Source organism: Rhodococcoides fascians A25f (genome assembly GCF_000760935.2).
Taxonomy (GTDB): Bacteria; Actinomycetota; Actinomycetes; order Mycobacteriales; family Mycobacteriaceae; genus Rhodococcoides.
The window spans coordinates 1,288,104-1,313,415 of sequence record NZ_CP049744.1 but is presented as its reverse complement, the minus strand read 5'-3'; the positions used below and the strand labels follow the sequence as shown (position 1 = coordinate 1,313,415).

The following is a 25,312-nucleotide window of genomic DNA, read 5'->3' as shown; positions in this document are numbered from 1 at the left end:
ATACCTCCCGGACGGCAGATCTGCGAACGGACTGATCGAAACCGATACCTTTACGTATCCTTACGCCCTGTAACCCCAGGTCTAGGGACGATTCACAGTATCGACGTCACTTGTTCGGGTCGAACCCGAGCAGTTCGGCCTTCTCGGCGGCGCACTCGGCCTCCTGCACCCGACGCCGCCGATTCTTGATACCCACCACTCCAGCCGCGAGCCCCACCGGCGCACCGATCGCAGCCCCGATCCACAAGGACTGAAGATTGCCGCCTCCGTAGTGAGCCAGGAGGCGAAGCGCCGCTCCTGCACCGGCGAGAAAGAAGAGCAGTCCGGCGAACGCTATCCGCGAGCGTCGAAGTTTCTGCGAGGCGTACATGTCGATCCCTCGCTGCCTGGCGTATCCCAACACCGCGAAGGACACGGAGATCAGCACGAAGAACAGGCCGAGCGCCATCCACGCTCCGGTGACACCCGCCGCGTAGGGCAGGACCGCGCCACTGATCAGTCCGATCCACAGCAGAGACTGAAATCCGACGGCCGAGGCCTCGTTCCAGATGTCGCGTTGCAGCTCGTCGGCATAGAACTCGTCGTCGAGGTCTCCGACGAATCGGGCTGCTGTGACGAATGCACTCATGATCGACCCATTCTTTGGGCTACGGATTACCCAAAAGTCAACTCCGCTTGTCAAAAAATGTCAAGGATGATTGTCACTTGGCTGCTTTTACGTCGACGTAACGCGGGAAACAGACTCGTCACCGCGCAACATACCGGCGCAATAACTTCCCTTTACTGTTCGCAATCGCGAATACACCTCTGTATACAAACTCCGAAAGGGCCGTAGATGCCTGCTGTCTCGAAGCGCATGTCCGTCAAGCGCGTCATGGTCGTTCCCGCGGCTCTGGCTGCATTGAGCCTGGTCGCCACCGCCTGCGGCAGCAAGGCGAGCGACACCACCTCCGCGGACGGCGGCGGCAGTACCGCCACCTCGTGCGTGGACACCTCGGGTGACACCATCAAGGTGGGCTCGCTCAACTCCCTGTCCGGCACCATGGCGATCAGCGAAGTGACGGTGCGTGATTCGATCGCGCTGGCCGTCGAGCAGATCAACGCAGCGGGCGGCGTCAACGGCAAGCAGATCGAGGTCGTCGCCGAGGACGGCGCGTCCGAGCCCACCGTGTTCGCCGAGAAGGCCGAGAAACTGATCAGCAGCGATTGTGTCGCAGCAGTTTTCGGTGGTTGGACCTCGTCGTCGCGCAAGGCGATGCTGCCCGTGTTCGAGGACAACGACGCTCTCCTCTACTACCCCGTTCAGTACGAGGGCCTCGAGGCGTCCAAGAACATCTTCTACACCGGTGCCACCACCAACCAGCAGATCATTCCGGCCCTGGACTACCTGAAAGAGAAGGGCGTCAAGTCGCTCTACTTGGTCGGTAGCGACTACGTCTTCCCGCAGACGGCCAACCGCGAGATCAAGGCCTACGCCGCGGCCAACGGAATCGAGATCAAGGGCGAGGACTACACCCCGCTCGGCTCGACCGATTTCTCCACCATCGTCAACAAGGTTCGCTCCGCCGACGCCGACGCGGTGTTCAACACTCTCAACGGCGACTCCAACGTCGCGTTCTTCCGCGAGTACACCAACGCCGGCCTCAAAGCTGCTGACATGCCGGTCATCTCGGTGTCCATCGCCGAGGAGGAAGTGGCGGGCATCGGAGCCGCGAACATCGAGGGCCAGCTGACCGCCTGGAACTACTACCAGACCGTCGACTCCCCGGAGAACACCAAGTTCGTCGCCGACTACAAGGCGAAGTACGGTGCCGACAAGCCCACCTCGGATCCCATGGAAGCCGCCTACACGTCGGTCTACCTGTGGAAGAACACCGTGGAGAAGGCCGATTCCTTTGCGGTGGCCGACATTCAGGCCGCGGCCGACGGCGTCAGCTTCGCCGCTCCCGAGGGTGAGGTCGTCATCGACGGCGAGAACCACCACATCTCCAAGACCGCCCGCATCGGTGAGATCCGCCCCGACGGACTGATCTACACGGTGTGGGAGTCGCCCGAAGCAATTGCACCCGACCCGTTCCTCGAGACCTACGACTGGGCCTCCGACCTCAACTGACCACCACCCATGTGAGTGGAACTTCGTAGCCTGCTACGAGGTTCCACTCACATGCTCCGAAGGAGCTCCCCCATGGACGTCGTGATCGGACAGTTGTTCACCGGCCTGTCGATCGGATCCATTCTTCTGCTCGCCGCCCTCGGGCTCTCACTGACGTTCGGTCAGATGGGCGTCATCAACATGGCGCACGGCGAGTTCATCATGGCCGGTTCGTACACGGCCTACGTTGTGCAGCAGATCGTCTCGACCGGCGGCGCATCACTGTTCATCTCGCTGATCGTCGGCTTCCTCGTCGGCGGCGCGATGGGTGTGCTGCTCGAGGTGACGCTGATCCAGCGCATGTACCACCGTCCACTGGACACCCTGCTCGTCACGTTCGGCGTCGGGCTCATCCTGCAGCAGCTCGCTCGCGACATCTTCGGCGCTCCGGCGGTCAACGTCGTCTCCCCGGAATGGCTGAGCGGCGGCGTCGACATTCTCGGTGCCGTGGTGCCCAAGACCAGAATCTTCATTCTCGTCCTCGCGGTCGTCGCCGTCGTCGCGCTGTCGATCGCACTGAAGAAGACCGCGATGGGTCGACGCATCCGCGCGGTGGTGCAGAACCGCGATCTCGCGGAGACCTCGGGCATCTCGAGCCGCAGGACCGACATCTCGACGTTCTTCCTCGGCTCCGGTTTGGCGGGCGTCGCGGGCGTGGCACTGACTCTGATCGGTTCCACCAGTTCCACTGTGGGACAGAGCTATCTGATCGACGCCTTCCTCGTGGTCGTCGTCGGCGGACTCGGCCAGATCAAGGGCGCGGTGATCGCCGCCTTCGCTCTGGGAATTCTCAACTCGTTCATCGAATACAGCACCACGGCCTCGATCGCCAAGGTCATCGTGTTCGTCCTCATCGTGATCTTCCTGCAGGCCCGCCCGCAGGGCTTGTTCGCCGTCAAGACAAGGAGCCTGGTATGAGCGAATTCATCGCCAAGCGCGGCGCTCTACTGGGATTCGCCCTCGCCGCGATCCTGCTGTTCGCCGTTGCTCCGGCCGTCCTCAGCGACTTCCGGTTGAATTTGCTGGGCAAGTTCATCTGCTACGCGATCGTGGCCGTCGGAATCGGATTGGCCTGGGGTCGTGGCGGAATGCTGACTCTCGGCCAGGGCGTGTTCTTCGGCATCGGTGCCTACATCATGGCCATGCACCTGAAGATCTCCGACGCAGATCTGCGCGGCGACGACGTACCGGACTTCATGTCCATCGCCGGTATTCGTGAATTGCCCTCGTACTGGGTGCCGTTCACCTCACCCATCTCGACGATCCTGGGCATCCTGTTCGTGCCGGCCCTGGTGGCATTGGTTCTCGGCCTCGGCGTGTTCAAGCGCCGAGTCAAGGGCGCATACTTCGCGATCCTGAGCCAGGCCCTGGCCGCGGCCTTCGCCATCCTGCTCATCGGACAGCAGAGCACCGGCGGCTCCAACGGGCTCAACAGGTTCCGGACGTTCTTCGGGTTCAATCTCAACGACCCCGCGAACAAGCAGATGCTCTTCTTCATCGCCGCAGGGGTACTGCTCGTCGTCGTCGCCATCACCCGCCAGCTGATGTACTCGCGCTACGGCGAGCTGTTGGTGGCGGTGCGTGATCAGGAGGAGCGCGTCCGCTTCCTCGGTTACGACCCGGCCAACGTCAAGATCGTGGCGTACGTGGCCGCGGCGTTCTTCGCGGGACTGGCCGGGGCACTGTTCGTTCCGATCGTCGGCATCATCTCCCCCAACGACGTCGGTATCGTCCCGTCCATCGCGTTCCTCATCGGCGTCGCCATCGGCGGCCGCACCACCCTTCTCGGCCCCGTCCTCGGTGCCCTCGGAGTCGCGTGGGCTCAGACCACGCTGTCCGAGCAGTTCCCGTCCGGCTGGACGTACGCGCAGGGTCTGCTGTTCGTGGTGGTCGTCGGATTCTTCCCCGCCGGCATCGCCGGACTCTTCGCCTTGCGCAAGCGAAAGCAGGAAGCCGAATCGGTCCCCGAATCGAGCGCAGAACCAGAGAAGGAACTCGCACGATGATTCATGTCGAAGGCCCGCAGCCCACGTTCGGCGGCAACGCCGGCATGTCCAGTCAGTACCTCGAAGTCCGCGATCTGACGGTCAGTTTCGACGGTTTCAAGGCCAACACCAGCGTCGATCTGACGCTGATGCAGGGCGATCTGCGCTTCCTCATCGGGCCAAACGGTGCAGGCAAGACCACGCTGATCGACGCCATTACCGGTCTCGTCCCGGCTACCGGATCGGTCACCAAGTCCGGGGTGGAACTGCTGGGCAAGAAGGTGCATCAGATCGCTCGCCTTGGCATCGGTCGAACCTTCCAGACCGCCAGCATCTTCGAGAATCTGACGGTGCTGCAGAACCTGGACATCGCCGCCGGATCCGGACGATCGGTACTGACGATGCTGCGTCGTCGCGGATCGGTGCTGCCTGCCATCGAGGAGGCCCTCGAGACCATCGGTCTGACGGCCGAACGAGACAAGGCGGCCGGAATCCTCGCGCACGGCCAGAAGCAGTGGCTCGAGATCGGAATGTTGTTGGTGCAGAACGCCGATGTGCTCCTGCTCGACGAGCCGGTCGCCGGTATGAGCCACGAGGAACGCGAGGAGACGGGCCAGCTGCTGCAACGCATCGGCGGTGAGCGGACCGTGGTGGTCGTGGAGCACGACATGGACTTCATGCGCATGTTCGCCACCTCGGTGACGGTGTTGGCTGCCGGGCGCGTTCTGGCCGAGGGCACAGTGGCCGAGGTACAGGCCGATCCGAAGGTCCAGGAGGTCTACCTCGGCACCGCAGCGGCGGGCGAGGAACTCGAACAGATCGCAGAAGAGGGAGCCGGTCATGCTTGAACTGGTCGATGTGCGTACCGGTTACGGCCGCAGCGAAGTGATTCACGGTGCTTCGCTGACGGTTCCGGCCGACGGTGTGGCCGCGGTGATGGGCCACAACGGCGCGGGCAAGACGACGCTGTTGCGCGCAGCGGTCGGATTGTTGAAAGTGAACTCCGGCAAGGTCATGTTCGACGGTGAGGACGTCAGTGCGTTGCGACCCAGCGCTCGCGTCGCCAGGGGACTCGCCTACGTGCCGCAGGGTCAGCAGTCGTTCGGTCAGTTGACGACGGCCGAGAACCTACAGGTGGTGGCCGACGGCCGCAAGCGCGGCAAGGCACTGATCGACGAGGCACTCGACCTGTTCCCGGCGTTGAAGGAATTGCTCGGCCGCAGAGCAGGATTGCTCTCGGGCGGGCAGCGCCAGCAACTTGCCATCGCGCGAGCGCTGATCACCGAACCTCGGATGCTGATTCTCGACGAGCCGACCGAGGGCATCCAGCCGTCGGTGGTCGCCGAGATCGAACGCACCATCCTCGAGCTCACTCGCCGCGGTGGTCTCGGAGTGCTACTGGTGGAGCAGCACATCGGCTTTGCACTCGAGTCCGCGCAGAACTATTACATCCTCGAGGCCGGCCGCATCACCTCGACCGGTGTCGGCGGTAGCGAGTCCGAGGCCGACGTGCGCGCAGCCATGGCGATCTGACCGGACGTATCGTGCCGCGCAGTGACCTTCGCGAGAAGGTCTATTCGTCACTGCGCCGGGATCTGATCTCCGGTGCCATCAGCTCCACCGCGCGGCTCGGCGAGGAACGTCTCGCCGAGTTGTACGGGGTCTCACGCACTCCCGTGCGGGAGGCTCTGGCACGGCTGCAGGCCGACGGGCTCGTCACCCGCGACGAGGCCGGCCTGCACGCCTATCGCCCTCGGCTCGGCGACCTGCCCGATCTCTACGAGCTACGGGCCACACTCGAGGCCCGCGGCATCACACGTTCGACGTCGCAGTCCTTCGATCGGGCAGCACTGTCGACTCTGTCGGCCACCTGGGTCGCGCTACGCACCGACCCGCCCGACACCACCGACGACCTGGTGGCGCTGGACGAGAACTTCCACGTCACATTGCTTGCGGCGTCCGGCAATTCGGCACTCACCGATGCGCTGTGCGCCGTCAATGCCAAGGTACGTCCGGTACGGATACTCGGCGGACTCGATGCGTCGGCCGTCGTCTCGGCGATCGATCAGCACATCGACATCGTCGAGCACGTGTTGGCGGGGACCCTCGATACGGCCCTGGAACTACTTCTCGCCCACATCGATTCCTCGCGCGATCGAGTGGTCGAGCGAGCCCAGCAGGCCGCGGCCCTGGCGGGTGCCGTCCGGATCTGAAGGTGTCAACCGCGCCCCGCCAGGAGTGGAGCCTGCGGAACGACCCAACTAGTCCGACAGGATTCGATCGATGTCGTCGAGTACGGCCTGTCCGCCCTTGGGCCCGACGCCGGTGATCCAGTAGGACAGATCCACCGCATGGGGATTGGGCAGCGCGGCTGCATTGGCGGTGATCGACGCCGGAATCGCCGCCGGGTCCGACGGATCGGTGGCGGTGACGACGATCAAGTCCGCTGCCGCCTGGGCTGCCAGTTCTGGTGAGAGGTCGACCGAGATCTCGTCCGCCCATTCCGGCCGCGGCGGAGTGGTGAACCCTGCGCACTCGAGGGTGCTGCCTGCGAACGAGGACGGTCCGTACAGGGTCAGCTCGCCGCTACGAGGCCGGATGAGTTGCGCTGTCTTCCCTTCGGTTCCGAACTTTTCGGCTATCTCGCCGCACCGGTCGTCGTATGCGGTGAGCAATTCCTCCGCCTTCGATTCCCTGCCGAGAATGCGCCCGACGAACCGGACACTCTCGCGCCACGGATCGGACTGGGAGGCGATGAACACCGTCGGCGCAAGGGCGGAGAGTTGGTCGTAGTACTCGGCGTGCCGAGTCTCGGTGCCGAGAATGAGGTCGGGTTGCAGGGCCGCGATGTCCTCGATGGTCGGTTCGGCCACCGTGCCGACGGTCGCGATGTCCGCCGCTTCAGCGCCGAGATACGACGGCACACCGCTCACCTCACTGAGCACCGCGGTGCCGACGGGTACGACACCGAGGGCGACGGAAGTGTCGAGCTCGACCGGCTCGAGTGTCACCACACGCAGTGGGGTCTCCGGAACGTCGACCGTTCCCCGGACGGTCTCGATCGATCGCGTTGCGCTGCCTGCCCCGTCGGAGGTGGCCTCGGTGGACGAACACGCCGTCGCAGTCACACCGAAGGCGGCGACGGTGAGGGCGAGCGCCGTGATGCGGGCATGGAACTTCGTCAAGGGTCCTCCATGGGAACATTGTTCGGAATCACAAATAGGGTAGCCTACCCTCCCACTATCCGGTGACGTTCGGCCAGCCAGTCGGTACGGTGTGGCTGTGACCACTCCACGCATTCCGTCCGGTACCGCCAAAACTCTCGGGCCCATCAACTGGGTCATCTGCAAGGTGATCGCCAAGGGTGCAGGCGTGCCGAATCCCCATCTGTTCACCACCCTCGGTCGCACCGGCGGCCTGTTCCGAGCGTGGCTGTTCTACAGCGGGCACCTGATGCCCGGCGGCAAGATCTCGCGCAAGGAATCCGAGATGGTGATCCTGCGTGTGGCGCACCTCCGAGAATCCGCGTACGAGATGGACCACCACGTTCGGCTCGGCAGGCGCGCAGGCATCGACCGCGACCTACTGGAGTCGATCAAGACCGGACCCGATGCACCGGGTCTGTCTTCGCGCTACCGCGCAATTCTGACCGCCGTCGACGAGCTCGTTGCCACCAAGACCCTCGCCGACGCCACCTGGGCGGAGCTCGCGACGCAGTTCGACGAACGTCGACTCCTCGAGTTCATGCTGTTGGTCACCCAATACGACGGCCTGGCAACCACTCTCGGGACCCTGCGCGTCGAACGCGACTACACCGAACGCTGAAGATGCCCACCGATCGTCCGATACCCACCTCGCGGGCCGCGCGGGGAAGCGCCCTCGGCCGCGCGGTGGCCGGTCAGGCCATCCGCGGCGCCGGAGCCAGGATGTCGATGATCGGTCGGTCCGAGGAACTGCGAGAACGGATCTCGGAGAAGCGATCGCTTCAGGCAGCCGATCAACTCGTGACAGTGCTCGGCAGCATGAAGGGCGCGGCGATGAAGCTGGGCCAGATGCTCTCGGTACTCGACCTCGCCCTGGTACCCGAGCAGCATCGACAACGCTTCCAGGACAAGCTCTCCGCACTGCGCGATCGCGCACCGGAAGTCGATGTCGAGGTGATGCTGTCCGTCATCGAGGACGACCTGGGCGAGACCGTGGAGAGCCTCTTCGCAGACTTCGATCGACAGCCCATTGCCGCAGCCTCGATCGGCCAGGTCTATCGCGCCCGCCTGCACGACGGCCGAGCCGTTGCCGTCAAGATCCAATACCCCGGAGTCGACGCGGCCGTGCGCGCGGACCTGAAGAACCTGGCACTGTTCCTCAAGTTCTGGCGCAACGCATTGCCGACAGTGGCGGCACCGGAGCTGATCGAAGAACTACGACAGAATTTCGAGCGGGAGCTCGACTACATCGAGGAAGCCCGCACCCAATCGGTCTTGGCTCGACGATTTCGCGGTCACCCGTTCGTCGCCGTTCCCGACGCGATCGAGCAACTGTGCACACGGCGGGTACTCGTCACCGAGTTCTTCGACGGCGTCTCGTTCGATCACATCCGCTCGCTACCGGTTGCCGAGCGTGATCGCATCGGCGAGATCGTCTACCGCTTCTACATCGGTTCGCTCTACCTGTACGACGAATTCTGCGGGGACCCACATCCGGGAAACCTCCTGCTCGGCAACGACGGCCGCGTGGGATTCATCGACTTCGGTCTGTTCAACCGGATGCGAGCCGAACACGTCGCGTTCGAGATCGACTGCTTGCGGATGGCTTCGGAGGAACGCGGTGAGGATCTGCTCGCCGCAATGATCGCCCGCGGCATAGTCGACGCGTCCGCCGGGGTCACCCCAGACGAGTGTCTCGAGTACGTCTACGCGGCGTCCGAATGGAACCTCGTGGACCGGGCGATGACGGTGACACCGTCGCTGGCGTCGAGTGGTCTGATGCTCGCGATCGATCCGCGCGGCGCGCAATTCACCGGCATGAAGCGACAGAACCTGCCTCCCGAGCACCTGTTCTCACGTCGCGCAGATTTTCTGACGTTCGGCGTTCTCGGCCAGCTGGGGGCAACGGCCAACTGGCACAGGATCGCTCGGGAATGGATCTACGGAGACTCCCCCGCCACCGAACTCGGCGTCGCCGAGCAGCAGTGGCGAGACCGGGCTCAATAGTCGTTCCGCAGGCTCCACTCCCGGGATAGATGATGCACTACTGGGTGACGCGAAATTTCTTGCCCGCTGCGGTGCCGAGTCGATTGAGGGGAGCCATGATGTCTTGATAGCGCGGGCCGATGATGCGAGGAATGGCGTCGAAACCACGTGCGTCCGGGCCGATGAGCACTCGTGGCTTGTTCTTCTCCACGCCCGCGAGAATGACCTGCGCCGCGCGAGTGGGTGTTGTTCTGGCGATCCGCTGGAACGCTTCGGACACCTTGTCGGCGTCGCCCAGGCTGTCCATGCCTCGGGCGTTGGCCACGATGTTGGTCTTGATGCCGCCCGGGTGCACGCACGTCACGCCGACGGGGTGTCGCGCGATCTTCAGCTCCTGACGCAAGGCCTCGGTGAATCCGCGAACAGCGAACTTGGCGGAATTGTAGGCACTTTGGCCCGGGATACCCATCAGACCGAACACGCTCGAAATGTTCACCAGATGCCCCTCGCCGGAGTCGATCAACGCGGGCAGGAAGGCCTTGGTGCCATTCGCAACTCCCCAGAAGTCGACGTTCATGACCCACTCGAAGTCATCCCAACTCATCTCGAGCACATCCGCATTCAGCGCCACTCCGGCGTTGTTGACCACGAGGTTGACCCGGCCGAAATCGCTGACAACCGAGTCTGCGTGGAAGTACATAGCGGCGCGGTCGGACACGTCCAACTCGTACGAGCGGGTCTTGGCCCCGGCCTTCTCGCACGCAGCCACCGTGTCGGCGAGTCCGCTTGTGTCGACATCGGACAGCGCGAGTTCCGCACCCCGGCCGGCCAGGTCGATCGCCAGTGCTCGTCCGATGCCCGAGCCGGCTCCGGTGACGACGGCGACCTTGTTTCCGAGATTCTTCATACGTTCACGTTCTCTTTCGCTTGCAGCAGTTCGTATTCGGTGGGATCGATCGTGCGGGTACGCAGCCAGTACTGCCAGGTGAAACCCGGCCAGACGGTTCGGTTCACACCGGTGCTGTCGAGATACCAACTGGTGCAACCGCCGGTGCTCCACACCCCGTTTCTCAGTTTGCTCTGTATCTCGGTGTCGAAGCGGTCCTGTACCTGCTCACGAACGGCGATCGCATCCGCGTCGCTCCGCTCGACCAGTTCCACTGCCCGCAGCACGTACTTGATCTGTTGCTCGATCATGAACACCACCGAGTTGTGACCGAGGCCGGTGTTCGGCCCGAGTAGGAAGAACGCATTGGGATATCCCGCTGCGGTGATACCCAGGTGGGTTGCAATGCCGTTTTTCTGCCAGTGCTGCACAAGCTTTCGACCGCCGACGCCGGCGACGTTCATGCTGTCGAAGCCGTCGGTGACGTGGAAGCCCGTCGCATAGACGATGACGTCGACCTCGCGTTCGGTGCCGCCACGGTCGACGATCGAGCGTTCGCGAACCTCGGCGATGCCGTCGGTGATCACCTCGGCACGTGCGGAATTCAGCGCCTTGTAGTACGTGTTGGAGCCGAGGATTCGCTTACAGCCGATTCGGTAGCTCGGGGTGAGCTTCGCGCGCAGTGTCGGGTCCGAGATCTCTCTGCGGATGAAGCGTCTGCCCGCAAACTCGACGGGACGCAACAGCGAGGAGTGGCCGTTGAGGCCGACGGCCAACGCCTCCGCGCTCCAGTACACCGAGTTCCGAAAAGCTTTCCGTAGCAGCGGTACCCGTGCGAACACTCGTTGCACCACCGGCGGCACCGAGAAGTTCCGACGCGGCAGTACCCACGCGGGTGTGCGTTGATACAACTGCAACTGCGCCACTCGTCCGGCGATTTCCGGCACGAATTGCACTGCGCTCGCACCGGTTCCGATCACGGCCACTCGCTTGCCCGTGAGATCGACCTCGTGGTCCCACCGGGCCGAGTGGAACACCTTGCCGGTGAAGTTCTCGATGCCGGGGAGCGTCGGAATGTTCGGTATGTGGAGCGCACCGACGCCCGAGACCAGGAACTGTGCAATGTACTCGTCTCCCTCGGCGGTGCTCACGTGCCAGCGCGCCTGCCTCTCGTCCCAGTACCCGCCGGAGCAGGTGCTGCCGAAACGGACGCTCCGGCGCACGTCGTACTTGTCGGCGAGGGACCTCAGGTACGCGAAAATCTCGGGCTGACCCGACCACATCTTCGACCAGTACGGATTCGGCTCCCCCGACAGCGAATACAGGTGCGACGGCACATCGCAGGCGCATCCGGGGTAGGTGTTCTCGCGCCAGGTTCCGCCGACCTCGTCTGCCTTCTCCAGCACCAGGAAGTCCTCGCGCCCGCGCTTACGGAGTTCGATCGCCATGCCGAGCCCGGAGAACCCCGTTCCGACGATCAGCACACCCGTGCGGTGCACCGTCATCGTCGACCGTTCGATGGCACTACACCGGTCAGTCTCCACAGCGCTGCGGTGATGGTGCCGTCGAGCATCCCGGCCGAATCGAGGAAGGCAACGGTGTTCTCCGCGTCCCGCCGCCTGATCTCGGATCGCCGACGCCGCGACGCGAACGCGCCCCGAGCAGGACTGATGCCGATGGATCGGTACACCTCGAACGACACTCCGAGACGGAGAATCACGTTGGCCAGCAGAGCGAGCAGCACACGGTTGTACGCGCGAGCCACCGCATTCGAGTTACTCTGAGCGGCAACCACTTCCGATCGAGCGGACGCAAAACGATCGGCGCTCCCGAGCCCATGGATCTTGACGGCCTGTCGAACGTGGGGCTCGATACCGGGGTCGGTCACCGCACCGGCCATCGACCGAGCGAAGGTCTCCTCGACCAACAGGACGGACGCACGCGATGCTGCACCCAGCGGTAGAAAGCCCAACAGCTTGACGGCTGTGGTCGTGCCCCGCGGCGGCTTGTAGGGTGCCACTTCCGTGGCGCGAACCAGCCGTCCGAAAGTGATCGTGGTCCGCGAACCGCCTGCGACCTCGTCGAGAGCATTGCGAGAATCGGCGCTGTTGAGCCCCTCCTCCGCTACTCGCCTGAGCTGGGTTCCGATCAGCATGGCCGACAGATACGACACCGTGCTCCATCTGCTCACCGCCTCGTGCAGAGCCAAGGTACGCCGGTCCTGCTCGGCCAACCTGCCCCACAGGCGAGTCCCGTACAACGTCACCGAGTCTCGCGGCAACGCCGACGCCTCACTCTGCCAGGGTGATTCCCAGTCGATGTCGACGTGCGGATCGTACTGGACCGCCGACGAGCGTGGGCTCATGCCAGATCGTCCGGCATTGCCCGCGTCATCTTCCACAGGCGACGGGTCACGAATCCATCGCACATGCCGGCATCGGCGAAGAATCGGATCATGGGTTCGGAGAAGAACTGCATGTTGGTCTTGTAGGTGGGGCTGGCCATCGCGGTGACGATTCCGCGAATCGGATTGATACCGACGGATCTGTACACGCGCGGATTGATCAGTGCGAGGTACGTGAAGTTGGCGATCGTCGCAAGGATGACGCGGTGGACCGCACGGTTGACCCGATTGGTCGATTGCATCGCGCGCACCATTTCCTCACGGGCGTAGGTGATGTGGCGCGACTCCTCGATCACGTGGATGCGCATCATCTGGCGCAGGTGCGGCTGCATCTCGGGATCGTTCTGAGCTTCTCGCTGCGCCCGATCGAGAACCTCCTCGATGAGAAGCGTCCCGCCGTAGGTCGCCGGCCCGAGCGGAAGAAACTGACCGATCTTCGCGATGATCAGACCCGCTCTCGGCATGAGGTACGGCTTCAGGCCCGCCTTCTCGATCAGCTTTCCGAACATGATCGAGTGGCGCGATTCCTCGCCCACCTCGGCTATCGAGTACATCGAATGGTCGGAGAACGTCCCTTTTCCGAACACCCGTAGCAGGTTTGCGCTGAGAAAACCCTCTGCGTAGATACCGAACGAGAGAATGCTGACGATCTCGTGCCGACCCAGTTCACGACGCTGCTCTTCGGAGAGCTTGTGCCACAGCTTGGTTCGGTACAGCGAGACTCGATGCTCTGGCATCCACCGCATACCGTCGACCACCGGAGCAGCCCAGTCGATGTCGACTTCGCCATCGTAGAACTTGTTGGCAGTCGACTTCAGCAAGCGACTCGCGGTTTTCTCACGAGGCCCGACGGACCGCGCCCGCGAGACCGCGAGGTCCTCGGTCGTCAGCGGTGTATGCACCGCCGATTCCGCCCCGACCGATACCGCAACACTGTCGATTCCCCTTGCAGGCTTCACAACCGATCCCCCCTCGCGATCGACCACACCCCGAGACTTCGCGTACCCGAAACTCGCGGTAGCCAGTACCGGCGGTAGTAGGTACTGTACGAGTGTGGTTCAAGTCACCGGACGTGTCAACCCCGAGAAGGGGCGGCAGCCGACTCCGTGCAAGAAGATCGATGCGCGCACCGAGCGGTGGCGTGAGCATCGCCTCCAAGTGCGCCGGGAAATCGTCGCGGCCGCACTGATCGCGATCGATGTGCACGGCCCGAACGTCAGCATGGGAGATATAGCGAAGGTGGCCGGGACGGCCAAGCCCAAGCTGTATCGACATTTCGCAGACCGTTCCGATCTGCATACGGCAATAGTCCAGAACGTCCAGGACATGTTGTGGGACCGGATCATGGACACCGTCAACCTGTTCGAGGATTCCGTCACCGATCTCATCGATCGCAGCGTCGCCGGTTATGCGGCCGTCGTCGGAGAACATCCCAATCTGTTCCGGTTTCTCGTTCACGGCCACTTCCTGACTCGCACCACGGACCGTGGAACTTCGAAAGGCGTTGCCGGTGACCCGGCGTTGGATTCGGCTCGCGCCGCGTCCGACACGGTGGCCCGCGTACTGGCCGACGCCATACAGGGCCCCGCAGTGGACCGTTCGACCGTCGAGATGGTCTCCTACTCGACGTTCGGGGCGGTGGCCACTGCGACGGACTGGTGGCTCGGCAGTTCCGAAGACCATGAATCCACCATGTCCACCGAGGCGTTCGTTGCGCATCTGGCCGCCATAGTGCGGGGCCTCGTCGAATCCTCGTGCGCACTTGCCGGCGTCCGTCTCGAATCCGATCGACCCATGCATCTCGCGTTCGTTCGCGACCAGGAGGAAGAAACCTGTGAGTGATCTATCCGGTAAGCCCGACTACCGCGGCCCGGCAACTCTGACTTTCGAGGCCCCTCCTGCCGAGTTCGAGGTGCAGATCGATCTGCGCGGACACTCCCAACCCATCGACGGCGTCTTCCGGTGGTACGGGCGAGTACGGCCACACGAAGCACTTCAGGGGTTCATGGAGGCCGCAGGCAGCAGCCGCAAGGGCAGACTCAGCACCGACAGCGGGGATGTGCCCGTTCTGGTGAGCGACGTGGACCTCTGGGGCCGATACCGCTTGCAGGGCACCGGGATGCCGCCGTATCCACTCGAACCCGACGTAGATCCGGACGGTGAGGCCGAGACTGCTGCCACGCCGTCTCCCGAGACCCGGGCCCTCGACCGCGCCGCAGCATTGCTCGAACCCGAATTTCGCGCGGGTGCCGTCACCACCGACGGCTATGTGGAACTGCTCGGCGGCACGCCTGCACCGTCACCCACGGCAGCCAGCCGAGCCATGAACAACCCTCTGGTCGCCTCGATCTACGAAAAGCTGTGGCGTCCCGCTGGTGTCGCCATGATGGGAGTGGGCGGCCTGTCCATGTCCGCCGAACGAGCCAAGGCCGTCGCAGACCTACGCCTGTCAGGAGCCATGAGTGTGTTGGACGTGGCATCGGGACCGGGGAATTTCACCAGGTACCTCTCCGACCACCTGAGCGGTGATGGCATCGCCCTCGGGTTCGACATTTCCGAGCAGATGATCAGGCGTGCCGTCCGCGACAATCGCGGTCCTCACGCCGCCTACATGCGAGGTGATGCGCAATCACTTCCGTTCGCCGACAACACGTTCGACGCCGTCTGCTGTTTCGCCGCCCTGTACCTGATGCCCAACCCGCTGACAGTGGTCGACGAACTGATCCGCGTCCTGCGCCCTGGCGGCCGGATTGCGATCATGACGAGTTACGGCCGCAGCGCCGCGCCGGTGAAGTCGATTCTGGGTGCGGTGTCGGGGCGTATCGGGATCCGCATGTTCGACAAGAATCAGTTCACGTCGATCTTCGAGACGCACGGCATGACCGAGATCGAGCAGGAGGTGCGCGGCCTCGCGCAGTTCGTCAGCGCTACCAACGCCCGCTGAACCGACGGACCTAAGTCTTGGGTCCGTAGTCACTCACGATCCACTGCCCGTCCTGATCGGTGACCGTCACCAACAGAAGGTTGGGCACCTTGCCTGGGTCGGGCTGTTGCACGTTCTGCGTCGTCTGCTGAGCGAAGACCGCAACCTTGTACTCGCCTCCGGACTCGGAATCGATTGCTGCCGACAGAACTTCGCCGGTTGCCACCACCTGTGACTCGTTCATGATCGCCGTGAGCGCCTCGCGGACACCGTCGTACCTGTCTTGCAGGGACTGCGACGCCCCCTGATCGACACCCTCGAAGAAAGCGTCGAGATTGCGGTAGTCGTACGTCAACGACCGCGCGGTGTATTCGGTCGCCGTGTTCACCGCCATCTGCCGGTCCTGATCATGGGTACGCTCGTCGGCCAGATCGCCTGCTGCCGAACGCCACAGCACCCCGAATACCACCGCGAGCGCAATGCCCGGTACCGCGGCAGCGACCACCGCCCAGCGAATTCGCCGGCGTCGGGTGGAGTTCTCGGGCACTGCTGCTTTCTCCTCGGGTACAGCTGCCTTCGCCTCGGATGCTTCTGTCTCGACCATGAGGGGGTGACTCCTGTCAGTTCGGAATTTCTACGGAGAGTTTCGCCGGGCCGCCGGGAGGAAACACCGTCTGCAATACGTCCACGATGGATCCCGCATCTACCCGCATCGGCTTGATGGGTTCGGTGTACGGCTTGAGAAGCGTTGCGATCAGCGCCAAGTCGGGCGACAGAGGCGTGAGATATTGGTCGATCTTCGGTCCGATCTTTCCGAGTGGATCGTCCCAGACGTCCGCGCCGACGTAGGAGTACTGGTTGAATCCCTCGAGCAGATTCGCCACACCCGCGCCCGTCGCACCCACGTACGGTGCGGCGTCGGTCATCACCGGGCCGTATCCGTAGGCGTTGCGTCCCGCCTGCTGAGCGTTGTCGTACAGGCGTCGAATTTCGCCGCTCTTGTCGCGCAGGGTCGCCGCCAGGAATCGGAAGGCTTCCACCAGACGGTCGACATCGCCTTCACGACCGTCGATCGCCGCCGACGCGGTCTCCGTCAATCCCGTCAACGCGTTCGTATCCAGTTGTGATGCAAGGGAATCACCCAGGCTCAGCGCTTCGCTGACGGTGACCGACGCGCGTACGTGATCGCTGCCGATCACGTCCCCGTCCGTGAGGTACGGCCCGCCTGTCCCTCGTGGGCGTAGATCCATGTATTGCTCGCCCGCGGCAGACAGGTTGGCGACTACCACCTCCGAGTCCTTCGGAATGCGGTGGGCGGCGTCGAGCGCGAGCGTGACGTCCAAACCACCCGGCACCACGTCGATCGACTCGACTCGGCCGACCTGGATTCCGCGGGATGTCACCTGCGAGGTATCCATCAGTCCGCCGGAGGACTCCATGTGGACCACCACGTGGTCGGTCGTTCGGGTCGGATCGATGTCGAGTACACCGACAACCAGGTACCCGACGCTGGCCACCGTCATCACCACCAGCGCAACGAGCGAGACCACTGTGCCCGGCTTCATCGGACGATCCCGATGCCGCGCAGAATCCCGATCATGCTGTCGGCGAGGGCACTCGGACCTCGGTCGGTCGACACCGACCGAACTGCAATGTTGGGCGTGGACTCGAAGTACGGAATCAAGCGCTCTCGCAACAGGGTATTGACCTTGTCCACGTTCATCGGCACCGTGGTGTCTGCGTTCGAGATCGTGATCAGAGCCGGTGCGATGATGTCGACGGCATCCTTGAGTTCCGGATATGGGCCCGCGAGAACGTCACCGATATTCTGCGACATGTATCCCAGCATGAAGATCATGTGTACAACGCTGAACAGGACCTCGGACAGGCCCTCCGATCGCTTCGGACCGAGCTCGAGCACGCGTTCGACACCGTCGCGCTGTGACACAACGGTATTGGAGACTCCCTCCGCAGCTGCGAGTATCCGATCGATCTCGCCGGTGTTGTCACCGATATCGGTCAGCGCAGTCCGAGCGGCCAGATTGATCTTGTCGACCTCGGCCGGATCCGGAGGGACAGCGGCGTTGACATTGTTGACCGCCTCCTGCAATTGCACGTAATGACCGCCGGTCACGATGTTCGACAGTCCTCGCAACACGTCCTCGACGTTGTCGGCCGGCACTGTCCGCTCCATGGGAATCACGTCACCATCTCGAAGGTACGGTCCCTCCGAGCCCGAGCCCGAGCCCGAGCCCGAGCCCGAACTCGAGCCCGAGCTCACCGCGGGATCGGCCGGTGGCTGCAACGAGATGTAGATCTCTCCCAGAATCGACGACTGCCGAAGCTCGGCGACGGTGTCGGTGGGTAGCTGAACGTCGGCCGACAGGTCGACCGTCGCCACAGCAGTGGACCCCACGAGGTCGACCTTGTCGAGAACGCCCGCATCGACGCCTTCGACGATGACCTTCGCCTTCTCGGGAAGATTGAGGACACTGGCGAATTCGATCTTCAGGGAGTACTTGTCTCCGGACACGTAGCTACCGGGAATCGGAAGGTCTGCCGGGTCGACGCTGCACGCCGACAGCAGCGCAACACAGCACAGCCCGGCGGCGACGCGCCTCATCGCCATCCCGCCGAACCGAGGACCAGCTGCACCAATCCGACGTCGATGACATCGCCGCGCTGCTGGTTCGCCGAACACGTCGGTGCGTACTTGTTGAGCAGCGCACAGACCTCGTTGGGCGAGTTCGTGTCGATCTCGAACTGCGGCGGGTGATAGATCACGCGACCACTCTTGGAGTCGTTGTCGTACATCGTCATCAAGTTCTGCCCTATGGTCGGCACCTGTTCCAGAATGTCCTTGATATCGCCCACCCGTCCGAGCAGCACATCGACCACGGGGGCCGCCTGGTCGAGAAATGCGTAGACCTTGTCGTCGTACTTGGCGACGTTGCGCGCAAGTGGCGGAATGAATTCGGTCGTGAGGGCGACAGTGGTGCCGAACGACTGGGTGAACTCCGACAGCGTGATCATTCCTCGTTTGAGGTTGTCGAGCAGCTTCGCCACCTCGGGCCAGCTCACCACGAACGTATCGATCAGACCGTCGAGGTTGTCGATCAGTCGCCGCACGGTCGTGTCACGGTCGGCCGGATCGCCGACCAGTTGGGCCAGTTGGCGCAGGCTGTCGTTGAGCTGGGCGCCGGATCCTCGTAGCGAACCATCGACCGAACGAAGTGTGTCGCCCAGGATTTCCTCGTGCTTGCCGTCGGCGTCGGCCGGACCCAGCAGGTCCGACGCCAGCCCCGATACGGCGTCGAGGGTGTCGCTGATCCCCAGCGGGGTTCGAGTGCGTTCCAACGGAATACAGTTCGCACGATCGAGCTCGGGTCCGTCGGTGTACGGCTTCGTGAATTCCACGTGCCGATCGGTGACGATCGAGCTCGACAGTGTCACGGCCCCGACGTCGGCGGGGAGCCTGAGACCGTCGTCGACATCCATCGTGACCACCACTGCGCCGTCGGTGTTCTCGATATTTTTCACCGTTCCGACGGTCACGCCGAGCATCGTCACCGAATTGCCCTCGTACAACCCGACCGTATCGCCGAACTCGGCACACAGCGAGGAACTGGTCGAGGCGGTGTCGATGACCGCGGTCGCCGATGCGACCGAACCGACGAGCGTGACCACCACTGCTGCCGCCACGGCGATCCGCACGGTTCTGCGTCTCATCAGCACACTCTCCCCGGCAATGGAATGCACACGCCGACACCGACGACCGTGTCCTGTGACTGATCGATCACGGGGCCTTCGCCCCCGCCGATCAGGGCGGCGAGGCCGTCGGTGCTTTGCTGCATGGTCGTGATCGCTCCGTCGAAGTCACCGAGCTGTGCGAAGAGCTTCTGGGTGATCTCTTCGAGTTGGACGATCGACGGCTCCAACCCCTTTTCGAACGCGACCACGGGTCGGTGGAAGAGCTTGAACATTCGCCCCAGAAGGTCGAAGGCGCTGACCACTTCTGCGCGCTTGTCACCGAATCCCTTTGTCAGGGTGCCGAGTTCACGTACCAGCTCGGTGAGCATCACGCGATCGGCTGCCAACGCGCCGACGTACTCGTCCGATACGACGAGTCCGCGTTCGAGTTGGTCCGAGCGAGTGGCGATCACGTCGGTCAGGGAGGACAGATTGTCCACGATGGCGCGCGTCGATTGTGGCTGCGTGCTGACGGCCTCGTCCAACTCGGCCACGGTCTGGCGCAGCGTCGATCCGTCGATATCGCGGACCAGCGGTGTTGCCTGCTGGATCGCGTCGGACAGCTCGTACGGAAGTTCGACTCGTTCCGGAGGGATCGGCGTCGAGCCGAGTTCGCCGTCGCCGTGCGACGTGAGCATCACGTAGTGACCACCGATCGGCGTCAGCAACTTCACTGTCATCGTCGACGCATCACCCACAAAAACGTCCGAGTGCACGCTGAATTCGACGTCGACATGATCACCGGCCAGCTCGACCGAGCGCACCGAACCGACGGAGATACCGGCGATTCGGACTTCGTCACCGGGCTTCACCCCTGCTGCCGAACCGAACTCTGCAGTGTAGGTCTGCTCGCCGAACGGGATCGTGTACAGCGCAGCCGCGGCGAGAAGGAGCACCACAGCGAACGCGACACCGACCGTGCCCCAGAAGAAATGGGTCTTGTTCTCCGATTGCTCGTCGCGAACACCCTTGCGAACCACGCGTGTCATTTGCACACCACCAAATTTTGTCCGCCGAGCACTATCTGGCCGATGCCCGGGATGTCTTGTTGCCCATGACTGCAGGTGTAGGTCCGGCTGCCCGGCTTGGGGATGCTTGCGTTCAGTCCCGTCAACAGGGATGGTGTGAGCGCGAGCAACTCGGTGACCTGATCGGTCTGAGGAAGCAACCGACGCAGCGCACCGTCGACCGGTGCGTAACTGTTGTCGTATGCATCTTGCAAGCTCTCCAGCAGACCGACGAACGGGGCGAGCCCGTAGTTGGCCTGGTCCAACGAGGCCAGTACCCCGTCCATCTGGGTACTGAGCTTCGACACCAGACCGTGCAGTTGTTCGAGAAGGTCTGCAACGGAGGAGGACTGACCACCGATCGAATCGGAGATCTGGCCGAGATTGTCGATCAGCAGTCCGATGATCGACTCGCGCTGAACCGCGAACTGGGTGATGCGGTCCACGTCCCGGAGCACCGGCCCCAGGCCGGAACCATCACCCTGGACCATGCGGAGAATGTTCTCCGTGAACTGATTGAGCTGCGCGGTGTCGAGGGTGTCGAAGATCGGTTTGAAACCGTTGAACAGTGTGGATATATCGAACGACGGAATCGAGTGATCCAGCGGTATCGTCTCGTCGGCAGCCAGCGGGGCACCTGCGGCGGCGTCCTTCTGGATCAGCTCGACATACCGCTGCCCGAGGAGGTTCTGATAGCGGACAGCGGCCTGCGTGTTGGCGAAGATCGGCCGCTGGCCTTCGATCTCGAACTCGACTCGCGCGATGGCTCCGTCGAGTTCGACCGACGAGACCTTGCCGATCTGCACCCCGGACATGCGCACGTCGTCACCGGCGTACAACCCCGATACGTCTTCGAACTCTGCGCCGTAGGACGACAGCGGCCCGGCGACCGGAGTACGAAGGGCGGCAACGATGATCACCGCACACAGCGCGGTCACCGTGAAGAAGACGAGCAGTTTGATCGCTGGGCCGGCTACCTTCTTCACCTGTTCGCCTCCTCGTGTGCCGCAACGGCTCCGGCCAGATTGGGCATGGTCCTGACAATCAGATCGAGTTGCAACTGCGGCTTGCCGTCGACGATGGGGAATGCGTCGGAGATGCCGTCGAGCACCTGTGGCACCCGGTTGTAGCTGGGTGCGAACGTGCCGATCGATGCCGTGATGGGCACGAGAAGATCGAGCGTCGTCGACAGCAGTCGGGTCAGGTCCGGATTGTTCTTCTTCAGCAAGTCGCCCACCGGAACCATCAACTGATCGCTCAGGCCGTCGTTGGCAGCGATGGTCCTGGCCCGATCTTCGGGGGCCTCCACGTACACGCTCTTGTCCACCACTCCCACCACCAGGTCGAGCAGGGGCGGAATCAGGTTCGCAATTCCATCACCCAGTTCTGCCCCTCGATGCAGCTTCCAGGCCAGCGGATCGATCTGGTGGTCCGCCATCATCTGTGCAGTATCGAAGTACGGCTTCAGATTTCGACTCACCTCGACAGAGGTGTTGGAGATGACGTCCAGCAGATGCTGCACTTGATCGGTGTCGAGAACTGCGGTGAGGTCGGCTACTCGCCGGAACACACCGGTGACAGTTGCACCCCGCTGGTTCCCGGATATCTCGAGCGTCGAGTCCGCGGCGAGGGGATTTCCCGTCCCGTCCGACACCAATTCGATTGCAGTGGAACCGAACACATTCGACGACGAGAACTGCGCCTGCATGGTGTCGGTCAGCTCACCCGCCTGGCTCGGATCGATCTCCAATTGCAGTCTCTGACGTCCGAACCCGACGGTCTCGATGTTGTCCACCGTTCCGATCGACACACCGCGGAACTTCACCTCCGACCCGGGCGTCAGACCGTCCCCGACCGACGCTGCGTCCAGAGTCAGCCCGAACGGCGAGTCGAAGGCACCCTGCGCATACGCCGTGAGGCCGCCGGCCAGCACAGCCGCCGCAACCGCAACCGCCAGGCCTCGCAGTCGAAGCGCAGCGGGACCTGCCGATCGTCCCGTCAGATCGTCGAACACTGCCATCTCTACCCCGAAATCCTTATGCCCGAGTCGAATCCCCACAGAACCAACGTCATGATCATGTCCAGTACCACCACCGCGACGAGGCTGGCTCTGATCGCGCGACCCGAGGCGCGGCCGACACCTTCCGGACCACCCGAGGCGTAGTACCCCTGATAGCCATGGATCAGGATGATCGTCACGACGAAGACAGCTGCCTTGAGCAGTGAGAACAGCACATCCATCGGCTGCAGGAATGCGCTGAAGTAATGGTCGTACGTGCCGGACGACTGGCCGCCGAACACTCGAACCACCACGGCGCACGATACGTAGCTGAGAATGAGTGTCAGCAGGTAGAGCGGCACGATCGTGACGATTCCCGCGATCACTCGGGTGGTGACGACGAACGGCATCGACTGTATGCCTTGAGCTTCGAGGGCGTCGATCTCTTCCGAGATACGCATCGCACCGATCTCGGCCGTCATTCGACATCCTGCCTGCGTCGCGAATCCGATGGCCGCGATCATCGGGGCCAGTTCGCGAGTGCTGGCGTACGCCGAGATGAAACCGGTCAACGGCTCCATGCCCACCATGCCGAGGGAATTGAATCCTTCGATTCCGACCGACGCACCCACCGCAACACCCAGTACGACGAGCACCGACACCGTCCCGCCACCGACGATCAATTTTCCACTGCCCCAGGTGATGTCACTGAGTATCAGCAGCATCTGACGCTGGTAGGAGCGAACGGTATGCGGTATCGCGGTGAGAACCTTGACGCAGAACGTCAGTTGATGGCCCAGCATCTCGAGCACCGCGAACGGCTTACGCCCGAGGTACCTGGCACCGCGGGTGAGGTGAGCGGTGCCGTGCACGGTGTAGCGCGAAGGAGTTGCCATCTCAGCCCAACTTCTGTGGCATGAACATCGCAACCACCTGGGTGATCACGACGTTGACGGTGAACGCGGACACCACACCGAGAACCACGGAGGCGTTGACCGCGTTGGCTACCCCGCGCGGTCCGTGGGCGGCGGACAACCCACGGTGGCAGGCGACGACGATGACGATGATCCCGAATATCTCGGTCTTCACCAGAGCTACGACGAGGTCCGCCACCGAGGCGAACGACGCGAACGAGCTGATGTAACTGCCGGGCGTCCCGCTCTGAAAGCCGACGTTGATCGCATAGCCCGCAGCCAAGCCCATGAAGATGATGAGGATGCACAAGAACGGTGCCACCAGAAGGATGGCCGCCAACCGCGGCGCGACAAGCCTGCGCACCGGGTCGATTCCCATCGTCGACAACGCGTCGATCTCGTCCCGGATCGTCCGCGCCCCCAGATCGGCAGCGACCGCCGAGCCTGCGGCACCGCCCAACAACAGTGCCGCAACGATCGGGGCACCTTGGCGGATCACCCCGAGCCCGCCCGCTGCTCCTGCGATGGACGTCGCGCCGATCTGATCGGTGAGACTGCCGACCTGCACGGAGACGATGACGCCGAACGGGATCGACACCAATATTGCTGGAACCACCGTGACGGTGACGACGAACCAGGCCTGGTCGATGGTGTCGCGCCACGGATGACGCAGCGTGACGACATCGCGAAAGAGGTGAACGAAGGCCAGTACGCCCAGTTCCAGGGTTTGCCCGAATGTTCTGAATCCACCGGACACCCCGTCGCTGACGCGCGCGAGTGTCGATGTTCGCGACGACAATTCCCCACCCCCCAGGCTTTACGAGAAGCGCGACTCCCCCGCGCAGAATCGAAAGCTACCAGCATGCGCTCGACCAAGTGACGTTTTCATCAGTCGCTGAGCTATGAGTGTTCACAGAATCGGTAGCACTGCTTCATGATCCGAGTTCGGACCACTCACCCCGCTTTACTGATACTTTAATTTTCCACCGACTACTGGGAGAAACAGATTGACCACCCCTCCGGATCGCACTCGCATCGAATTCCCCGATATCTCCTCTCGCACGTGGGAGCACCCGTCGGACCGAGCTGCCCTGGTCACACTGCGCACCCTCAAAGGGTTCGACACCGTTCTGCGCACGCTGTCGGGTCTGTTGCGCGAACGACAGCATCGCCTGATGTACCTCGCCACCGCGGTGCGCGTCGACGAACGCCAATTCAAGGACTTGAACGACCTGCGCACCGACTGCGTGCAGATTCTCGGGGCCGAGGAGACACCCGAACTGTTCGTGGTTCAGTCGCCGATGGTCAACGCGTTCACCATCGGCATGGACCGCCCGTTCATCGTCCTGACCACCGGCATGCTCGACATCATGACCTACGAGGAGCAGCGATTCGTCGTCGGCCACGAACTGGGCCACGCGCTGTCCGGTCACGCGGTGTATCGCACCGTGCTGATGCATCTGATGCGCCTCGCCGGCACCGTCGGCTGGGTTCCGGTGGGCGGCTGGGCCCTGCGCGCGGTCATTGCAGGATTGATGGAATGGCAGCGCAAATCCGAATTATCCGGCGACAGAGCAGGATTGCTGTGCGGACAGGATGTGCACACCGCGATCCGCGTGCAGCTCAAGTTGGCGGGCGGCGCACGCATCAGCGAGATCGACGTCGACGCATTCCTCCAGCAAGCTGCCGAGTACGAGTCCAGTGGGGATCTGCGTGACGGCGTGCTCAAGCTGCTCAATCTCGAACTCCTCTCGCATCCCTTCTCCGTTCTGCGCGCCGCCGAGCTGAAGAAGTGGGTCGACAGCGGCGAGTACGCGACCGTACTGCGGGGCGACTACCCGCGCAGGTCCACCGACCACGAGGCCAAGGTGGCGGAGGAGTTCCGTAACGCGGCGCGCACCTACAAGAACAACTTCGACACCTCGGAGGACCCGCTGATCAAGACGGTTCGCGACATCGGAAGTGGCTTCACCGGTGCCGTCGACGCCGTCGGCAACGGAATCGGCGACGTGGCGTCGGACATCAAGGGCCGCTTCGATCACTGGCGAAAGTCGTAGGCAGAGCACACAGAACGAACGGCGGCGACCACCGAAGTGGTCGCCG

Annotated in this window: 26 protein-coding genes; 11 read left to right on the top strand and 15 right to left on the bottom strand. The window is 63.2% G+C overall.

Translation table 11 applies throughout. The features are described from left to right. Positions 1-106: 106 nt before the first annotated feature. Positions 107-628, bottom strand: coding sequence for a hypothetical protein (locus tag BH93_RS06275; protein WP_037171926.1), 522 nt, complete (start codon positions 626-628; stop codon positions 107-109). A 207-nt stretch (positions 629-835) separates the two neighbouring features. Between BH93_RS06275 and urtA the strand changes: the two genes are divergently transcribed. The 6 genes from urtA to BH93_RS06245 all read left to right on the top strand — a co-directional run bounded on the left by urtA (position 836) and on the right by BH93_RS06245 (position 6,350). Further along, complete coding sequence (gene urtA / locus BH93_RS06270) at positions 836-2,113, top strand: urea ABC transporter substrate-binding protein (protein WP_037171927.1); 1,278 nt, start codon at positions 836-838, stop codon at positions 2,111-2,113. A 72-nt stretch (positions 2,114-2,185) separates the two neighbouring features. Then, positions 2,186-3,070: an urea ABC transporter permease subunit UrtB gene (urtB, locus tag BH93_RS06265; RefSeq protein WP_027498414.1), complete on the top strand. Its 885-nt coding sequence runs from the start codon at positions 2,186-2,188 to the stop codon at positions 3,068-3,070. Next, a complete protein-coding gene (gene urtC / locus BH93_RS06260; protein WP_032380316.1) occupies positions 3,067-4,158 on the top strand; it encodes an urea ABC transporter permease subunit UrtC in 1,092 nt (363 codons plus the stop codon). The genes urtB and urtC overlap by 4 nt, the downstream gene beginning before the upstream one ends. Further along, positions 4,155-4,985, top strand: coding sequence for an urea ABC transporter ATP-binding protein UrtD (gene urtD, locus BH93_RS06255; protein WP_037171929.1), 831 nt, complete (start codon positions 4,155-4,157; stop codon positions 4,983-4,985). Before urtC ends, urtD begins: the two co-directional genes overlap by 4 nt. Further along, entirely contained in the window at positions 4,978-5,670 is a 693-nt protein-coding gene (gene urtE / locus BH93_RS06250) for an urea ABC transporter ATP-binding subunit UrtE (RefSeq protein ID WP_032401810.1), read from the top strand. The genes urtD and urtE overlap by 8 nt, the downstream gene beginning before the upstream one ends. Before the next feature lie 11 nt (positions 5,671-5,681). Beyond that, the gene (locus BH93_RS06245; RefSeq protein ID WP_037171931.1) at positions 5,682-6,350 is read left to right on the top strand and encodes a GntR family transcriptional regulator; all 669 of its coding nucleotides are present in this window, start codon (positions 5,682-5,684) and stop codon (positions 6,348-6,350) included. 48 nt (positions 6,351-6,398) lie between these two features. On the opposite strand, the gene BH93_RS06240 is transcribed toward BH93_RS06245, so the two are convergent. Continuing rightward, positions 6,399-7,322 (bottom strand): ABC transporter substrate-binding protein, encoded by a 924-nt coding sequence (locus BH93_RS06240; RefSeq protein ID WP_037171933.1) that lies wholly within the window; start codon positions 7,320-7,322, stop codon positions 6,399-6,401. A 91-nt stretch (positions 7,323-7,413) separates the two neighbouring features. On the opposite strand from BH93_RS06240, the gene BH93_RS06235 reads away from it, so the two are divergent. After that, a complete protein-coding gene (locus BH93_RS06235; RefSeq protein ID WP_080738919.1) occupies positions 7,414-7,962 on the top strand; it encodes a carboxymuconolactone decarboxylase family protein in 549 nt (182 codons plus the stop codon). A gap of 2 nt (positions 7,963-7,964) precedes the next feature. Then, positions 7,965-9,347, top strand: coding sequence for an ABC1 kinase family protein (locus BH93_RS06230; protein ID WP_037171935.1), 1,383 nt, complete (start codon positions 7,965-7,967; stop codon positions 9,345-9,347). Between the two features lie 37 nt (positions 9,348-9,384). On the opposite strand, the gene BH93_RS06225 is transcribed toward BH93_RS06230, so the two are convergent. The 4 genes from BH93_RS06225 to BH93_RS06210 are packed head-to-tail and all read right to left on the bottom strand — an operon-like array spanning position 9,385 to position 13,518. Continuing rightward, the gene (locus BH93_RS06225; RefSeq protein WP_037171936.1) at positions 9,385-10,233 is read right to left on the bottom strand and encodes an SDR family NAD(P)-dependent oxidoreductase; all 849 of its coding nucleotides are present in this window, start codon (positions 10,231-10,233) and stop codon (positions 9,385-9,387) included. Beyond that, positions 10,230-11,717, bottom strand: a complete 1,488-nt coding sequence (locus BH93_RS06220) for a flavin-containing monooxygenase (protein WP_037171937.1) — start codon at positions 11,715-11,717, stop codon at positions 10,230-10,232. Before BH93_RS06220 ends, BH93_RS06225 begins: the two co-directional genes overlap by 4 nt. Continuing rightward, complete coding sequence (locus tag BH93_RS06215; RefSeq protein ID WP_037171939.1) at positions 11,714-12,577, bottom strand: diiron oxygenase; 864 nt, start codon at positions 12,575-12,577, stop codon at positions 11,714-11,716. The genes BH93_RS06220 and BH93_RS06215 overlap by 4 nt, the downstream gene beginning before the upstream one ends. Continuing rightward, the gene (locus BH93_RS06210) at positions 12,574-13,518 is read right to left on the bottom strand and encodes an AurF N-oxygenase family protein (RefSeq protein ID WP_052064912.1); all 945 of its coding nucleotides are present in this window, start codon (positions 13,516-13,518) and stop codon (positions 12,574-12,576) included. Before BH93_RS06210 ends, BH93_RS06215 begins: the two co-directional genes overlap by 4 nt. A gap of 151 nt (positions 13,519-13,669) precedes the next feature. Between BH93_RS06210 and BH93_RS06205 the strand changes: the two genes are divergently transcribed. Together BH93_RS06205 and BH93_RS06200 are read left to right on the top strand one after the other, a co-directional pair. Further along, positions 13,670-14,458, top strand: a complete 789-nt coding sequence (locus BH93_RS06205; RefSeq protein WP_052064869.1) for a TetR/AcrR family transcriptional regulator — start codon at positions 13,670-13,672, stop codon at positions 14,456-14,458. Further along, positions 14,451-15,560 (top strand): DUF4873 domain-containing protein, encoded by a 1,110-nt coding sequence (locus tag BH93_RS06200; protein WP_165712647.1) that lies wholly within the window; start codon positions 14,451-14,453, stop codon positions 15,558-15,560. Before BH93_RS06205 ends, BH93_RS06200 begins: the two co-directional genes overlap by 8 nt. A 10-nt stretch (positions 15,561-15,570) precedes the next feature. On the opposite strand, the gene BH93_RS06195 is transcribed toward BH93_RS06200, so the two are convergent. From BH93_RS06195 to BH93_RS06155, 9 genes are all read right to left on the bottom strand, one after another. Continuing rightward, positions 15,571-16,143 (bottom strand): hypothetical protein, encoded by a 573-nt coding sequence (locus tag BH93_RS06195; protein WP_052064870.1) that lies wholly within the window; start codon positions 16,141-16,143, stop codon positions 15,571-15,573. Between the two features lie 16 nt (positions 16,144-16,159). Next, entirely contained in the window at positions 16,160-17,104 is a 945-nt protein-coding gene (locus tag BH93_RS06190; protein WP_032380305.1) for an MlaD family protein, read from the bottom strand. Next, a complete protein-coding gene (locus BH93_RS06185; RefSeq protein WP_052064871.1) occupies positions 17,101-18,168 on the bottom strand; it encodes an MlaD family protein in 1,068 nt (355 codons plus the stop codon). The genes BH93_RS06190 and BH93_RS06185 overlap by 4 nt, the downstream gene beginning before the upstream one ends. After that, a complete protein-coding gene (locus tag BH93_RS06180; RefSeq protein ID WP_155290871.1) occupies positions 18,159-19,268 on the bottom strand; it encodes an MCE family protein in 1,110 nt (369 codons plus the stop codon). The genes BH93_RS06185 and BH93_RS06180 overlap by 10 nt, the downstream gene beginning before the upstream one ends. Next, on the bottom strand, positions 19,268-20,278 hold the full coding sequence (locus BH93_RS06175; protein ID WP_037171940.1) for an MlaD family protein: 1,011 nt from the start codon (positions 20,276-20,278) through the stop codon (positions 19,268-19,270). The genes BH93_RS06180 and BH93_RS06175 overlap by 1 nt, the downstream gene beginning before the upstream one ends. Then, positions 20,275-21,282, bottom strand: coding sequence for an MCE family protein (locus BH93_RS06170; protein WP_037171941.1), 1,008 nt, complete (start codon positions 21,280-21,282; stop codon positions 20,275-20,277). Before BH93_RS06170 ends, BH93_RS06175 begins: the two co-directional genes overlap by 4 nt. Further along, positions 21,279-22,316, bottom strand: a complete 1,038-nt coding sequence (locus BH93_RS06165; protein WP_037171944.1) for an MlaD family protein — start codon at positions 22,314-22,316, stop codon at positions 21,279-21,281. Before BH93_RS06165 ends, BH93_RS06170 begins: the two co-directional genes overlap by 4 nt. 2 nt (positions 22,317-22,318) lie before the next feature. Further along, positions 22,319-23,098, bottom strand: coding sequence for an ABC transporter permease (locus BH93_RS06160; RefSeq protein ID WP_242459217.1), 780 nt, complete (start codon positions 23,096-23,098; stop codon positions 22,319-22,321). A 94-nt stretch (positions 23,099-23,192) separates the two neighbouring features. After that, positions 23,193-23,933 (bottom strand): MlaE family ABC transporter permease, encoded by a 741-nt coding sequence (locus BH93_RS06155; protein WP_371832095.1) that lies wholly within the window; start codon positions 23,931-23,933, stop codon positions 23,193-23,195. Between the two features lie 283 nt (positions 23,934-24,216). On the opposite strand from BH93_RS06155, the gene BH93_RS06150 reads away from it, so the two are divergent. Further along, a complete protein-coding gene (locus tag BH93_RS06150) occupies positions 24,217-25,266 on the top strand; it encodes a M48 family metallopeptidase (RefSeq protein WP_037171952.1) in 1,050 nt (349 codons plus the stop codon). Positions 25,267-25,312 lie beyond the last annotated feature (46 nt).